We start from the raw sequence: 14,631 nt of genomic DNA on the forward strand, positions 1-14,631 counted from the left end.
CGGCGAGGCGACGGTCGCCGACTCCCTCGCCGACGACGGCGACGCGATCGCCGGCGTCATCGACGGGGCCGCGGTCCGCCCCCTGCTCGCAGCCCTCGGGCCCCGCGACCAGCGCCTGCTCGCCCTCCGCTTCTACGGCGACGCCACCCAGCAGCAGATCGCCGACGAGCTCGGCGTCACGCAGATGCAGGTCTCGCGCCTGCTGACGTCCTGCCACGGGCGGCCACAGCGTGCTGACGTGGGCGTCGACGTCGGCGGCGGTCGGCCGGCGGTCCCCCAGCAGGCGGCGGCCGGCGGCCCAGTCCGCGAACGGCACGGCGTCCACGACGGGGGCGCACCCGCCGTCGGCGTCGCGGACGAACACCACGGGGGCGGCGAGGGCGAAGTCCGCCCACGACCCCGCGGGGTCCGGGTCGTCGGTCACGGCGGGCGAGCGCCGGCAGCGGGCGGGTTCCAGCCGCTGCCAGACCCCCTGGCGCGCCGAGCGCGCGCCCGTGTCGACCCCGCCCAGCAGCGGGCTGCAGGCCGAGAGGGCGATGAGGACGGGCACGAGCCGGTGCAGCCGGGCCACCCGCTGCGCGGACTCCGCCGGTGCACCGGCTTCGAGGTTGACCTGCAGCGACGCGGTCGAGCACATCATCGCGGCGCCGTCCGCGCCGTGGCCGACGGCCGTGAAGTGCTCGGCCATCGCGGCGTAGCGGGCCCCGGGGTGCACGCGGCGGGGGGCGCGGGCGGGGTCGGTCCCGGTCGACAGCAGCACCAGGTCGTCGGCCGCGAGCACGGCGTCGAGGTGGGCGCTGTCGCGGCGCAGGGCGTCCACCGCCGCGACGGGTCCGGGCAGGGGCGTCGTCGACAGCTCCACCTGCCCGCCGGGTTCCAGCGTGACGCGGGAACCGGCGGGCGGTGCGCAGCCGTCGAGGACGCGGACGAGGCGGTCCCAGGCGACGCGGTGCCCGGGTCGCCGCAGGTCCACGACGTGGCGCTCCAGCTCCAGCCCGACGGTCCCCGGGGTTCCCGGCCGCAGGGCGTCGCGGGCGACGCGCTCGCGCACGGCCTCGACGTCCAGGGGCGCGCCGGGGTCGGCGGCGAGTGGGGCGGGGGCGACGGCGGCGGCGGCGGGTTCGGTGGTGGTCATCGGCGGCAGTGCCCCTTCCAGGTCCGGACCGGTTCCAGGTCGGAACCGCGGGTCGGCGTGGGGCCACCAGGTGACCTCGGGACGAGCCTCGCACGGGTGGCGCCCGCGACGGAACCCGGTCCCCTCGTGTCGCGGCCGGCGGTCAGCCCGGCCGTCAGTCCGGCCGTCCGTCCGGCGAGGTGCCCGGGGCCGGGGCGTGGGCCGCGAGGAACGCGTAGACCTCGTGGTCGTCCACGCCGGGGAACGTGCCCGACGGCAGCGGCGCCAGGGTCTGCGCGTGCAGCCGCGCGCTCGGCCACGACCGGCCGGCCCAGTGCGCGGCGAGGTCCGCGGGCGGGCGCCGGCAGCACGCGGCGTCGGGACAGGAGCTGCGGGCGCGGACCCGGGTGTCACGGCCGCGGAACCACTTCGCGTGCGCGTAGGGCACGCCGACGGTGATGGAGAAACCCCCCTCGCGGGTGGACCCCGTCTGGCTGGAGCACCAGAACGTCCCCGCGGGGGTGTCGGTGTACTGGTAGTTCTCGGTCGTCCGGTCGGTCACGTCGAACACCGTGCGCGCCGTCCAGCGGCGGCACACGGGCTGCCCCTCGATGGCCCCCGTGGCGTCCTGCACGAAGGGCACGCCGTCGTTCTCGTAGCCCCGGTACAGCGCACCGTCCTCGCCGACGCGCAGGAAGTGCACGGGGATCCCCAGCTCCGCGGTCAGCAGGTTCGTCAGGCGGTGACCGGCCGCCTCGTGGGTCACGCCGAACGCGTCGCGGAAGTCCTCCACGGCGATGTCCTTGCCGGCCTTGGCCGCGGACAGGAACTCCACCGACGCGCTCCTCGGCATGAGGCACGCCGCGGCGAAGTAGTTGATCTCCAGCCGCTGGCGCAGGAAGTCGGCGTAGCTCTGCGGCCGCTCGTGGCCGAGGACCCGGTGGGCGATGGCCTGCAGGGCCAGCGAGCGCAGCCCGTGCCCGCCGGGGATCGAGGCGGGCGGCAGGTAGATGCGCCCGTTGGCGAGGTCGGTGACGGTGCGCGTGGAGTGCGGCAGGTCCTCGACGTGCAGCAGGGTGAACCCCAGGTCGTCGGCGATGCGGGTCACGGTGCGGTGGGTCAGCGCCCCGCCCCGGTAGCCCGCCGAGCGCACGACGTCCTCGGCGAGCGCCTCGAGCTCCGGGAGGTGGTTGTCGACCGCCCGCATGAGGGTCCGCAGCTGCGTGTTCGCCCGGCGGGCCTCCTCCGGGGTGGCGTTGGCGGCGTCGTGGCGGCGGGCGAGCTCGCGGTGCAGGGCCGCCAGGGACTCCAGCGCGTCCAGCGGGAGGGAGCGGCCGGCCCGGACCGCCGGCAGGCCGAGCTCGCGGACCAGGGGGCTGCGCTGGGCGCGGTCGAGCTCGATCTCGAGCGCGGTTCGGCGCGAGGGCGGCGGGGCCGGGTCCAGCAGGTCGGTCAGCTCGACGTCGAGGGCCGCGGCGACCGCGGCGATGAGCGACAGGCGCGGTTCCCGCTTGCCGTTCTCGACCTGGGACAGCGCGCTCTGGGCGGCCCCGACCACGGCGCCCAGCTCGGCCAGCGTCAGCCCGCGGGCGCGGCGGTGGTGCCGGATGCGCCGCCCGACGGTCAGCGCGTCCACCCCTCCCGGCGCCGCGGCGGGCGCGTCGGCGGGATCGGTGAGTGCTTCGAGCGCCGCGACGCGCAGACGGGTCACGAGTTCACGCTAGCGGAAGAACCGCGTTTCTTCACGGGCCGGAACCGTTGTGGTGCCGCGCGGAGCCCCGCAACCTGGAACTCGACGCAGCGACGCAGACGACACGAGGAGGCACCGCGATGACGGCCCTGGAGACGACTCCCGACGGAGACCGCACGACCGCCCGCACCGGGACGGGGACCGGGGTGGGCACCGGGGTGCGCACCGGGGTGCGCACCGGGGTGAGCAACGACGCCGCCGCGGTGCTCGGCCAGGCCACGGCGAACCCGGAGCTGCTCGACTGGGTCCGCCGGACGGCCCTGCTGACCCAGCCGGACGCCGTCGTCTGGTGCGACGGCTCGCAGGAGGAGCACGACCGCCTCACGGCGCAGATGGTCGCCGACGGCACGCTCATCGCCCTGGACCCGGTGAAGCGCCCCCGCAGCTTCCTGGCCCGCTCGGCGCCCGGCGACGTCGCCCGCGTCGAGCACCGGACGTTCATCGCCTCCGAGCGGGAGCAGGACGCGGGCCCCACGAACAACTGGCGGGAGCCCGCGGCCCTGCGCGTCGAGCTCGACGAGGCGTTCGCCGGCTGCATGCGCGGGCGGACGATGTACGTGGTGCCGTTCTCGATGGGCCCCGTGGGCGGGCCGATCTCGCAGCTCGGGGTCCAGCTCACCGACTCCCCCTACGTGGTCGTCAGCATGCGCGTCATGACGCGCACGGGGTCCGCGGCCCTCGCGGCGATCACCCCCGGAACCCCCTTCGTCCCGGCCGTGCACAGCGTCGGGTACCCGCTCGTGGCCGCGGACGGCACGACCCGCCCGGACGTCGCGTGGCCCTGCAACCCGGTCAAGCACGTCGCCCACTTCCCCGAGACGCGGGAGATCTGGTCGTTCGGCTCCGGGTACGGCGGCAACGCCCTGCTGGGCAAGAAGTGCTTCGCCCTGCGGATCGCCTCCGTCATGGCCCGCGACGAGGGCTGGCTGGCCGAGCACATGCTGATCCTCAAGGTGACGACGCCGGCGGGGCGGGTGCACCACCTGGCGGCGGCGTTCCCGTCCGCGTGCGGCAAGACGAACCTCGCCATGCTGCAGCCCAGCCTGCCGGGCTGGCGCGTGGAGACGATCGGCGACGACATCGCGTGGATGCGGCCCGGCGCCGACGGGCGGCTGCGCGCCATCAACCCCGAGTCGGGGTTCTTCGGGGTGGCCCCCGGCACCGGCCCGGCGACCAACCCGGTCGCGGTGGAGATGCTGCGGGAGAACGTCATCTTCACCAACTGCGCCCTCACCGAGGACGGCGACGTGTGGTGGGAGGGGCTCACCGACGAACCCCCGGCCTCCCTCACCGACTGGCGCGGCGAGCCGTGGACCCCGGACTCGGGGCGGCCCGCGGCCCACCCCAACGCCCGGTTCACGGTGCCGGCCGCGCAGTGCCCCTCGCTCGCGGAGGAGTTCTCCGACCCGGACGGCGTCGTCATCGACGCGGTCCTGTTCGGCGGCCGCCGCCGCAGCAACGTCCCGCTCGTCGCGGAGTCGCTGGACTGGGGTCACGGGGTGTTCATGGGGGCCACGATCTCCTCCGAGCAGACCGCCGCCGCGGAGGGCACGGTCGGCCGGCTGCGCCACGACCCGTTCGCGATGCTGCCGTTCTCCGGCTACCACATGGCCGACTACTTCCAGCACTGGCTCGATGTGGGCGCGAAGCTGCCCACCCACGGCCTGCCCACGGTGTTCAGCGTGAACTGGTTCCGCCGCGGTGACGACGGCGGGTTCCTGTGGCCCGGGTTTGGCGAGAACGCCCGCGTGCTGGAGTGGATCTGCGGCCGGCTCGAGGGCTCGGCCGGCGCGCGGTTCTCCCCGCTGGGGCACCTGCCCGCCGAGGGCGCCCTCGACGTGTCCGGCCTCGACGTCTCCCCCGCCGACCTCGCCGAGCTGTTCCGCGTCGACCCGCAGGCGTGGCTGGCCGAGGTCGACCTGCTCGAGGCGTACTTCGCGGGCTTCGGCCGCAAGCTGCCCGCGGAGATCAGCGGGCACCTGGAGCTGCTGCGCTACCGCCTCTCGGGCGCCTGACCCACCTCCCCGCCCTGGTCGTGCAGGGGGTCCCTGCACGACCACCGGGTCGGGTCAGACGGTGACGAGGACCTTGCCGACGGCCTCGCCGGAGTGCAGGCGCGCGAAGGCGTCGCGGGCGTCGGCGAGGGCGTGGACGGAGTCGACCTCGGGCCGCAGGTCGGCGAGCTCGCAGAAGCGCAGCAGCCGCTCGAACTCCTCGCGGGTGCCCATGGTCGAGCCGAGCACGCGCAGCTGGCGGAAGAACACGTTCTCCAGCATGGCCGGGGCGTCGCCGCCCGTGGTCGCGCCGGCGACCACGATCGTCCCGCCGGGGGCCAGCGACTGCACCGAGTGCTTCCAGGTCGCCTTGCCGACGGTCTCGAACACCGCGTCGACGCGGGCGGGCAGCCGCTCCCCCGGCGCGAACCCCGCGGCCGCGCCCCAGGCCAGGGCGCGCTCGACCCGCCGGGGGTCGCGGCCGGTCACCCACACCCGCAGCCCGGCCGCGGCGCCCAGGACGACGAGCGCGTTGGACACGCCGCCCGCGGCCCCCTGCACCAGCACGGTCTGGCCGGGCACGGCGCGCGCCTGCGTGAAGAGCATCCGGTAGGCCGTCAGCCACGCGGTGCCGAGGGAGGCGGCCCGCTCGAAGGACCAGCCGGCGGGCACCGGCAGCACGTTGCGCCGCGGCACCCAGACCTCCTCGGCGAGCGTCCCGGGGTGCAGCTCGGACAGCAGCGTCCGGCGCGGGTCCAGGGTCTCGTCGCCGCGGAAGTCCTCGTCGCTCACGACGGCGTGCACGACGACCTCGCGGCCGTCGTCGGTGGTGCCCGCGGCGTCGCAGCCCAGCACCATCGGCATCCGCTCCGCGGGCAGGCCCACGCCGGCGAGGCTCCACAGGTCGTGGCGGTTCAGCGCGGCGGCCCGCACGCGCACGCGCACCCACCCGGCCGGCGGTGCGGCCGCCGGGGCGTCCGCGACCTCGAGCGCGGACAGCGGGTCGTCGGGGGCGGGGCGGACGGCGCGGGCGGCGAGCACGACGGGGACGCTACCCGTCTCCCGCCGCCGTGCACCCGCGCTCGGTAGCCTCGCCGCCGTGAGCACTCCCGTGTCCCTGCTGGACGTCCTCGACGTGGTCCGCGCGGCGGGCCCCGGCGACGTGTTCACGGGCCCGAACCTCCCGCAGTGGCGGCCGCGGCTGTTCGGCGGCCAGGTGCTCGGGCAGGTGGCCGTGGCCGCCGGGCGCACGGTGGAGCCCGGGCGGGCCCTGCACTCCCTGCACGCCTACTTCCTGCGCCCGGGCGACCCCGCCGTGCCCGTGGAGTTCGCGGTGGAGCGGCTGCGCGACGGGCGCTCGTTCTCCTCGCGCCGCGTGCAGGCCGTGCAGAACGGCGTGCCCATCCTCTCCGGCATCGCCTCGTTCCAGGTCCCGGCCGAGGGCCTCGACCACGCCGAGCAGGCCCCCGACGTGCCGGGGCCGGAGGAGCTGACGAGCGACGCGGAGCTCCTGGCCGACGTCGACCACCCCGGCGCCCGGCGCATCGCGTCGTCGCGACCCGTGGAGATCCGCCACGTCGACCCGCCGGTCTACCTCGACGCCGACCCGTCGCGCTCGCCGCGGCAGTCCGCGTGGCTGCGGGTGCCGGGCCCCCTGCCCGACGACCCGCTGCTGCACCGCGCCGCCCTGGCCTACGCCTCGGACTTCACCGTGCTGGAACCGGTCCTGCGCCGCCACGGCCTGCCGTGGGCGACGCCCGGGGCGAGCGTCGCGAGCCTCGACCACGCGATGTGGTGGCACCGCGAGGCCCGGGCCGACGAGTGGGTGCTCTTCGTCGGGGACACGCCGTCGGCCTCCGGGGCGCGCGCCCTGGCCACGGCGCGGATGTTCGACCGCGCGGGCCGGCTGATCGCCACCGTCGCCCAGGAGGGCATGGTCCGGCTGCCGGGGGAACTGCTGTCCTGACGGCCCTCTGTCTCCACGGTCCCGGCGGGCGCGTGTTGCGCCGGTGTTTCCACTGCGTCAACTTCCGCTGCACGGCGTCCCGAGGCTCACCCGGACGGCCTAGCGTCGAGCGCGTGTCCCCGGGGTGACCTGCCGCAGCCGGCCGGTGGCGTCCGCGGCACGGAGCCCGAACGGCCGCGACCGCAGAGAGGGACACCGATGACCCAGCCCACCAGCGGGCCCGGCGCCGAACCGTCGACCGCGACGGCCGTGCACCCCGGCGTCAGCACCGCCACCTCCGAGACCCTCGAGGACTACACCCTCCGGTTCGCGCCCCGCAGCTACCGGCGCTGGACCCCGGGGGTCGTGGCCACCTCGGCCCTGGGCGGGATCGCCTACCTCGCCGACTTCTCGATCGGCGCGAACATCGGCATCGCCCACGGCACGGTGAACGCCCTGCTGGGCATCGCCGTCGCCGCGGTCGTCATCTTCGTGACCGGGTTCCCGCTGGCGTACTACGCGGCGCGCTACAACGTCGACCTCGACCTCATCACCCGGGGTTCCGGCTTCGGCTACTACGGCTCGGTCGTCACGAACGTCATCTTCGCGACGTTCACGTTCATCTTCTTCGCCCTCGAGGGCTCGATCATGGCGCAGGGCCTGGAGCTCGGGCTCGGCATCCCCCGCTGGCTCGGGTACGCCGTCTCGACGCTCATGGTCATCCCGCTGGTGATCTACGGCATGAAGGCGCTGTCGAAGCTGCAGGTGTGGACGACGCCGCTGTGGCTGGTGCTCATGGTGATCCCCTTCGCCTACCTCGTCATCGCCAACCCCTCCTCGGTGGGGGACTTCGCCTCCTACGCCGGCGAGGACGGGCAGGGCGGCACGATCAGCGCCGCCGCGGTGTTCCTGGCCGCGGGCGTGTGCCTCTCGCTCATCGCGCAGATCGCCGAGCAGATCGACTACCTACGTTTCATGCCGCCGCGGACGCCGGAGAACTCCCGCCGCTGGTGGTCGGCCATGGTGCTGGCCGGCCCGGGCTGGGTCGTCTTCGGGGCGCTCAAGCAGGCCATCGGCCTGTTCATCGCCGTCTACCTCATCGCCTCGCTCGACCCGGCCGCGGCGGCCACGGCCAACGAGCCCGTCCACCAGTTCCTCGGCGTGTACGAGGAGATGATGCCCGGCTGGCTGGCCATGACCCTGGCCGTCGTCCTGGTCGTCATCAGCCAGATCAAGATCAACGTCACCAACGCCTACTCCGGCTCGCTGGCCTGGACGAACTCCTTCACGCGGGTCACCAAGCACTACCCCGGCCGGATGCTCTTCGTCATCGTCAACCTCGTCATCGCGCTGACGCTGATGGAGGCGAACATGTTCGACTTCCTCAACACCATCCTGGGGTTCTACGCGAACTGCGCGATGGCCTGGATCGTCACGGTGGCGACCGACATCATCGTCAACAAGCACCTGCTCAAGCTGTCGCCGCTGGTCCCGGAGTTCCGGCGCGGGATGCTGTACGCCGTCAACCCCGTCGGGTTCACGTCGATGCTGGTCTCGGCCCTCGCCTCCATCCTCGTGTTCTTCGGGGTCTTCGGCGCGGGCCTGCAGCCCTACTCCCCGATCGTGGCGGTCGTCCTCGCGGTCGTCTTGACGCCGGTCGTCGCGGTGGCCACGAAGGGCCGCTACTACCTGCGCCGCGCCGACGACGGCCTCCCGAACGCCCTGTTCGACGAGTTCGGCAACCCCTCCGGCGAGGTCCTCACCTGCCACGTCTGCCGGCAGGACTACGAGCGCCCCGACGTGGCCGCCTGCCAGACCCACGACGACGTCGTCTGCTCGCTGTGCCTGAGCACCGACCGGGTCGCCGACCACGTCCTGCCCGCCGACCCGCCCGCGGTCGCGGTCCTGCCCGCCCCGCGGTGACGTCTCCGCAGCTGCGAGCGGGGTCCTGCGGTACAACTGCGGTCACGACGGCCACCGGGACCCGGCGGCCACCGCGACAGGGAGGGAGGACCGGACGTGCACCTCAGTCCGGCCGACACCGAGAAGCTGCTGCTGGCGGTCGCGGGCATGGTGGCCCGCGACCGCCTGGCCCGCGGCGTGCGCCTGAACCACCCGGAGGCGGTGGCCCTGCTCAGCACCTGGGTCGTCGAGCGGGCCCGCGACGGTGAGCGCGTCGTGGACCTCATGGACTCCGGCCGCCGCGTGCTCACCCGCGCGCAGGTCATGCCGGGCGTCGCGGAGATGATCCGCGACGTCCAGGTCGAGGCGACGTTCCCCGACGGCCGCAAGCTCGTCACGCTGCACGAGCCGATCTCGTGAGCGGCGTCCCCGGCGAGGGCCCCGGCGCGATCCGCGTGCGGCCCGGCACGATCGTCCTGAACGCCGACCGCACCGACGACGAGCGCCTGACGCTCGTCGTGGAGAACACGGGCGACCGGCCCGTGCAGATCGGTTCCCACCTGCACCTGCCCGACGCGAACGCCGCCCTGGCCTTCGACCGCGCCGCCGCGCGCGGGTTCCGCCTCGACGTCCCGTCCGGAACGTCCCTGCGCTTCGAGCCCGGCGTCTCCCGCAGCGTGCAGGCCGTCGCCCTGCGCGGCGCGCGGCGCGTGCCCGGCCTGCAGATCGACCCGGAGGGGGGCCACCTCGGTGGTTGAGATCGACCGCACGGCCTACGCCGCGCTCTACGGCCCGACCACCGGCGACCAGGTCCGCCTGGGCGACACCGACCTCTGGATCGAGGTGGAGGCCGACCTCACCGCGGGCGGCGAGGAGGCCGTGTTCGGGGGCGGCAAGTCGATCCGCGAGTCGATGGCGCAGGGCACCACGACCCGCGCGGAGGGCTCCCCGGACACCGTCATCACCAACGCGGTCGTGCTGGACCACACGGGGATCTACCGCGCCGACGTCGGGATCCGCGACGGGCTCGTCTGCGGCATCGGCCGCGCGGGCAACCCCGACATCGCCGACGGGGTCGACCCGCGGCTGCGCATCGGGCCCGGCACCGACGTCGTCTCGGGCGAGGGGCGCATCCTCACGGCCGGCGGCATCGACAGCCACGTCCACCTGATCTCCCCCTCGCAGGTCCACGAGGCGCTCGCCGCGGGGCTCACGACCCTCGTGGGCGGCGGCACCGGGCCCAGCGAGGGCACGAAGGCCACGACCGTCACCCCGGGCGCGTGGCACCTGCGCGCCGCCCACCGCGCCCTGGACGACCTGCCCGTGAACCTCCTGCTGCTGGGCAAGGGGAACACCGTCAGCGCCGCGGGCCTCGCCGAGCAGGCCCTCGCCGGGGCGGGCGGCTACAAGGTCCACGAGGACTGGGGTTCCACCCCCGCCGCGATCGACGCCGCGCTGCGCGCCGCCGGCGAGTTCGGCCTGCAGGTGGCCCTGCACTCCGACTCCCTCAACGAGTCCGGCTACGTCGACTCCACGATCGCCGCGATCGGCGGCCGCTCGATCCACGCCTTCCACACCGAGGGCGCGGGCGGCGGGCACGCCCCCGACATCATCACCGTCGCCGGGCTCCCGAACGTCGTGCCCGGCTCCACGAACCCCACGCTGCCGCACACCGTGAACACGGTGCCGGAGCACCTCGACATGCTGATGGTCTGCCACCACCTGAACCCCACGGTGCCCGAGGACCTGGCGTTTGCTGAGTCCCGGATCCGCGCCACGACCATCGCGGCCGAGGACGTCCTGCACGACCTGGGGGCGCTGTCCATCACGAGCTCCGACGCGCAGGCCATGGGCCGCATCGGTGAGGTCATCACCCGCACCTGGCAGGTCGCGCACGTCATGAAGGCCCGCCGCGGTCCGCTGGGCGAGACGTTCCCCGCCGACAACGAGCGCGCCCGCCGCTACGTCGCGAAGTACACGATCAACCCCGCCGTGGCGCACGGGATCGACCACCTCGTCGGCTCCGTCGAGGTGGGCAAGCTCGCCGACCTCGTCCTGTGGGAACCCGCGTTCTTCGGCGTCCGGCCCTCGGTGGTCCTCAAGGGCGGCGCCCTCGTCGTCGGGGCCCTGGGCGACCCGAACGCCTCGATCCCCACCCCGCAGCCCGTGCTGATGCGCCCCGCGCTCATCGCGGCCGCCGGGGCGGACCACAGCGTCACGTTCGTCAGCCCCGCGGCCCTCGACGACGGGCTGGCCGGCCGGCTCGGCCTGCGGCGCAGGCTGGTGGCGGTGCGGGACACGCGCGCGGTCGGCAAGGCGCAGATGGTCCACAACGACGCCCTGCCGCGCATCGAGGTGGACCCGGAGACGTTCGCGATCCGGATCGACGGCGACCTCGTGGAACCCGCCCCCGTGGACGTCCTGCCGCTCGCCCAGCTGTACTCGCTGTTCTGAGCGCCGTGGCCTCCCCCGACCTCGTGCTGGCGCTGCTCGCCGACGCCCGGCTGCCCGTCGGCGCCCACACCCAGTCCGCGGGCCTGGAACCCGCCGTGGTGCACGGCGGCCTGACCGTCGCGGACGTCCCGGCGTTCCTGCGCGGGCGGATCGCGACCGTCGTCGCGGTCGACGCCGGCACGGCGGTGGTCGCCCGCCACCTGAGCCTCGCCGGTGCGGACCTCACCGCCGTGGAGGAGGCCTGGGCGGCGCGCACGCCCAGCCAGGCGCTGCGGCAGGCCTCGCGCACCCTGGGCCGCGGCTACCTCCGTCTGGCGCAGCGGTTGTGGCCCGGCGAAGCGCGGCTGGCCGCGCTGACGCGGACGCCCGCCCGGCCCGTCGTCCTCGGGGTCGTCGCCGCCCTGGCCGGGCTCGACGCGGCCCGCCTCGTCCGCCTGTGCGGGCACGAGGACGTCGCCACCGTCGGCGCCGCCGTCCTCAAGCTGCTGCCCGGCGACCCCGCCGACACGGTCGCCTGGACGCTCGCGGCGCACCCCGCGATCGAGGCGCTCGTCGCCCGCACCGCCGCCCTCACCTCACCCCAGGAGATCCCCGCCACGGCCGCGCCGCTGGTGGAGCTCCAGTCTCTCCAGCACGCCCGCACCCCCCGGAGGTTGTTCCATGCCTGAGCAGAAGCCCGTCGCCCACCGCTCGTTCCGCCTCGGCGTCGCCGGCCCCGTCGGGACGGGCAAGAGCTCCCTCATCGCGCTGCTGTGCCGGGAGCTGTCGGGCACCCTGCGCCTGGGCGTCATCACCAACGACATCTACACCGACGAGGACGCGCGGTTCCTGCGCTCGGCGGGCGTGCTGGACCCGGAGCGCATCCGCGCGGTCGAGACGGGCGCCTGCCCCCACACGGCCATCCGAGACGACATCACCGCGAACCTCCTCGCCGTGGAGGACCTGGAGGCGGACTTCGACCCGCTCGACGTCGTGCTCGTGGAGTCCGGCGGCGACAACCTCACGGCGACGTTCTCGCCCGCGCTCGTCGACGCGCAGCTGTTCGTCCTGGACGTCGCGGGCGGCGGGGACGTGGCCCGCAAGGGCGGCCCGGGCATCGCGCGCGCCGACCTGCTGGTGCTGAACAAGACCGACCTCGCCCCGCACGTGGGCGTCGACGTGCCGCGGATGATCGCCGACGCCGGCGAGGCCCGCGGCGGCCGTCCCGTCGTCGCGCTGTCGCGGCTGGACCGGGCCTCGGTCGAGGAGCTGACCGCGTGGCTGCGGGCGACGCTCGCCGAGTTCCGCACGGGCCGGCACGTCCCCCAGGACCCGGGCCCGATGGCCCCGCACTCCCACGCGGACGGCATGACCCACGCGCACGGGGACGAGCAGGACGACGAGCACGGCCACGGCGACGAGCGCGGCCACCACGACGAGCACGGCCACCACGACGAGCACGGCCACCACGACGAGCACGGCCACCACGACGAGCACGGCCACCACGACGAGCACGGCCACCACGACGAGCACGGCCACGGCGACGAGCACGCCCCCCTGCTCACCTCCCACCCCTCCTCGTGACGCGGGTCGGCGTCGCCCGCCGCGCGGACGGCTCGGGCGTCGCCCTCGACCTCGCCACCACGGCGCTGCTGCCGCGCGTGCTGGCCACCACGCCCCGCGGGGCGCGGGTCGCGCTGGTGGGCGCCCGCGCGCTGCTGCTGGCGGGCGACGCGGTGCACGTCGACGTCACCGTCGGGGCCGGCTGCACCCTGGACGTCGTTGAGGTCGCGGGGACCGTCGCCTACGACGGCCGCGGCGGTCCGCCGTCGTCCTGGACGGTCCGGGCCCGGCTGGGCGAGGACGCGAGGCTGCTCTGGCACGGCGAGCCGTTCGTGGTGGCGGGTGGCGCCGACGTCCTGCGCACGCTCGAGGTGGACCTCGCCCCGGGCGCCCGCGCGCTGCTGCGCGAGGTCCTGGTCCTGGGCCGCAGCGGCGAGCGCGGCGGTGCGCTGCTGAACCGGACGCGCGCGCGGCGGGAGGGCCGGGCGCTGCTCGCGGAGGACCTCGACCTGACCGACACGGGGCTGCGGGCGTCCCCCGCCGTCCTCGGGCCGGCCCGCTGCCTGGACACGGTGACGCTCCTCGGTGCGCGCGCCGAGGGCGAGGACGTGCTCCAGCTGGAGGGCCCCGGCAGCCAGGTCCGCGCGCTGCTGACCGACGCGCACACCAGCCCGCTCGGCGCGGTGTGGGCGCGGTGGCGAACCGGCGTCCTCCCCCTCGGTGACCGTGCAGGGACGACCTGCACGACCACGGAGGGTTCGAGGTTGGCCGGGGCGCACGCGGGTACGGGCCGGGCATGACGATCACGGACCTCACGACCGGCCAGGACCCCTCGACCGACCAGGCCTCGTCCCCGGGCGAGCGCGCCGTCGGCACCGTCGTGGTGGCGGGCGTCGGCGGCGTCATCGGCCGCCACGTGGCGATCGAGCACGCCCGCCTCGGCCACCGCGTCATCGGCCTGTCGCGGCGCGCCCCTTCGGACCTCCCCGACGGCGTCGAACACCGCGCGGTCGACCTCGCCGACCCGGACCGGGGCGCGCTCGCGGACGTCGGCGACGTCACGCACCTGGTGTTCGGTGCCTACGTCGAGGCGGGACCGCCGGCCGAGCTGGTGGCCCCGAACGTCGCCCTGCTGCGGGGTGCCCTCGACGTCGCGCAGGCCGGCGGGCACCTGGAGCACGTCACCCTGTACCAGGGCGGCAAGGCCTACGGCGCGCACCTGGGGGGTTTCAAGACCCCGGCGAAGGAGGACGACCCGCGGCTGCTGGCCCCGAACTTCTACTACGCGCAGGAGGACGTGCTGCGCGAGCGCGGCGCCCGGGACGGCTTCGCCGTGACGATGCTGCGCCCCGAGGCCGTGCTGGGCTACGCCACGGGGAACCCCATGAACCTCCTCATGGCCGTCGCGGTCTACGGGACGCTCTGCGCGGCGGTCGGGGTCCCCCTGGCCTTCCCCGGCAGCCGCGCGGCCTACGAGGCCCTCTACCAGTCGACCGACGCAGAACTCCTGGCGCGCGCCACGGTGTGGGCGGGCCGCAGCCCGAACGCCGACGGGCAGGTGTTCAACGTGACCAACGGCGACCAGTACCGCTGGGCGAACCTGTGGCCGCTGCTGGCGGAGGACTTCGGGGTCGACGTGGGGCACCCCCTGACCGCACCGCTGGTGGACACCATGTCGGACAAGGAACCCGTGTGGCAGCGGCTCGTCGAGCGCCACGGCCTGCGCCCGACGCCGTGGGCCGACCTGGTGCAGTGGCCGTTCGCCGACTTCATCTGGAACTCGGGCTTCGACAACGTGAGCTCCACGGTCAAGCTGCGCCAGGCCGGGTTCGGCGACTGCCTCGACTCCGAGCAGCGCTACCTCGACCTGCTCGCGCGGCTGCGCGCGGACCGCGTGATCCCACCGCGGGGCGCCACCGCCTGACCTCGG

The 14,631-nt window shown here is 75.1% G+C and carries 12 protein-coding genes and 1 pseudogene; 10 read left to right on the forward strand and 3 right to left on the reverse strand.

Going from position 1 to position 14,631, the window contains the following annotated elements; genetic code table 11:
* Positions 1-265: 265 nt before the first annotated feature.
* Together F1544_RS24385 and F1544_RS11540 are read right to left on the reverse strand one after the other, a co-directional pair.
* Positions 266-1,135: pseudogene (locus F1544_RS24385) on the reverse strand (glutamate-cysteine ligase family protein); the annotation flags it as partial.
* A 154-nt stretch (positions 1,136-1,289) separates the two neighbouring features.
* Positions 1,290-2,816, reverse strand: coding sequence for a helix-turn-helix domain-containing protein (locus F1544_RS11540; RefSeq protein WP_167585511.1), 1,527 nt, complete (start codon positions 2,814-2,816; stop codon positions 1,290-1,292).
* Between the two features lie 128 nt (positions 2,817-2,944).
* On the opposite strand from F1544_RS11540, the gene F1544_RS11545 reads away from it, so the two are divergent.
* Positions 2,945-4,879: a phosphoenolpyruvate carboxykinase (GTP) gene (locus tag F1544_RS11545; RefSeq protein WP_167585392.1), complete on the forward strand. Its 1,935-nt coding sequence runs from the start codon at positions 2,945-2,947 to the stop codon at positions 4,877-4,879.
* A 54-nt stretch (positions 4,880-4,933) separates the two neighbouring features.
* Here the strand turns inward: F1544_RS11545 and F1544_RS11550 are convergent, their stop codons facing one another.
* Positions 4,934-5,899, reverse strand: coding sequence for a zinc-binding dehydrogenase (locus F1544_RS11550; protein ID WP_167585394.1), 966 nt, complete (start codon positions 5,897-5,899; stop codon positions 4,934-4,936).
* Between the two features lie 58 nt (positions 5,900-5,957).
* On the opposite strand from F1544_RS11550, the gene F1544_RS11555 reads away from it, so the two are divergent.
* The 9 genes from F1544_RS11555 to F1544_RS11595 all read left to right on the forward strand — a co-directional run bounded on the left by F1544_RS11555 (position 5,958) and on the right by F1544_RS11595 (position 14,625).
* A complete protein-coding gene (locus F1544_RS11555) occupies positions 5,958-6,824 on the forward strand; it encodes an acyl-CoA thioesterase (RefSeq protein ID WP_167585397.1) in 867 nt (288 codons plus the stop codon).
* A gap of 198 nt (positions 6,825-7,022) precedes the next feature.
* Complete coding sequence (locus tag F1544_RS11560; protein WP_208971712.1) at positions 7,023-8,726, forward strand: purine-cytosine permease family protein; 1,704 nt, start codon at positions 7,023-7,025, stop codon at positions 8,724-8,726.
* 96 nt (positions 8,727-8,822) lie between these two features.
* Entirely contained in the window at positions 8,823-9,125 is a 303-nt protein-coding gene (locus F1544_RS11565) for an urease subunit gamma (protein WP_167585400.1), read from the forward strand.
* Positions 9,122-9,463: an urease subunit beta gene (ureB, locus tag F1544_RS24390; protein ID WP_167585403.1), complete on the forward strand. Its 342-nt coding sequence runs from the start codon at positions 9,122-9,124 to the stop codon at positions 9,461-9,463. The genes F1544_RS11565 and ureB overlap by 4 nt, the downstream gene beginning before the upstream one ends.
* Entirely contained in the window at positions 9,456-11,159 is a 1,704-nt protein-coding gene (locus F1544_RS11575; RefSeq protein WP_167585406.1) for an urease subunit alpha, read from the forward strand. Before ureB ends, F1544_RS11575 begins: the two co-directional genes overlap by 8 nt.
* A gap of 5 nt (positions 11,160-11,164) precedes the next feature.
* A complete protein-coding gene (locus tag F1544_RS11580; protein WP_167585409.1) occupies positions 11,165-11,827 on the forward strand; it encodes an urease accessory protein UreF in 663 nt (220 codons plus the stop codon).
* Positions 11,820-12,722 (forward strand): urease accessory protein UreG, encoded by a 903-nt coding sequence (gene ureG, locus F1544_RS11585; RefSeq protein WP_167585412.1) that lies wholly within the window; start codon positions 11,820-11,822, stop codon positions 12,720-12,722. The genes F1544_RS11580 and ureG overlap by 8 nt, the downstream gene beginning before the upstream one ends.
* Positions 12,719-13,501: an urease accessory protein UreD gene (locus tag F1544_RS11590; RefSeq protein WP_167585415.1), complete on the forward strand. Its 783-nt coding sequence runs from the start codon at positions 12,719-12,721 to the stop codon at positions 13,499-13,501. Before ureG ends, F1544_RS11590 begins: the two co-directional genes overlap by 4 nt.
* Positions 13,498-14,625: an SDR family oxidoreductase gene (locus F1544_RS11595; RefSeq protein ID WP_167585418.1), complete on the forward strand. Its 1,128-nt coding sequence runs from the start codon at positions 13,498-13,500 to the stop codon at positions 14,623-14,625. Before F1544_RS11590 ends, F1544_RS11595 begins: the two co-directional genes overlap by 4 nt.
* The last annotated feature ends 6 nt before the right edge of the window (positions 14,626-14,631 follow it).

Origin of the sequence: Kineococcus rubinsiae, assembly GCF_011839805.1 — a bacterium.
In the GTDB taxonomy this organism is placed as follows: domain Bacteria; phylum Actinomycetota; class Actinomycetes; order Actinomycetales; family Kineococcaceae; genus Kineococcus; species Kineococcus rubinsiae.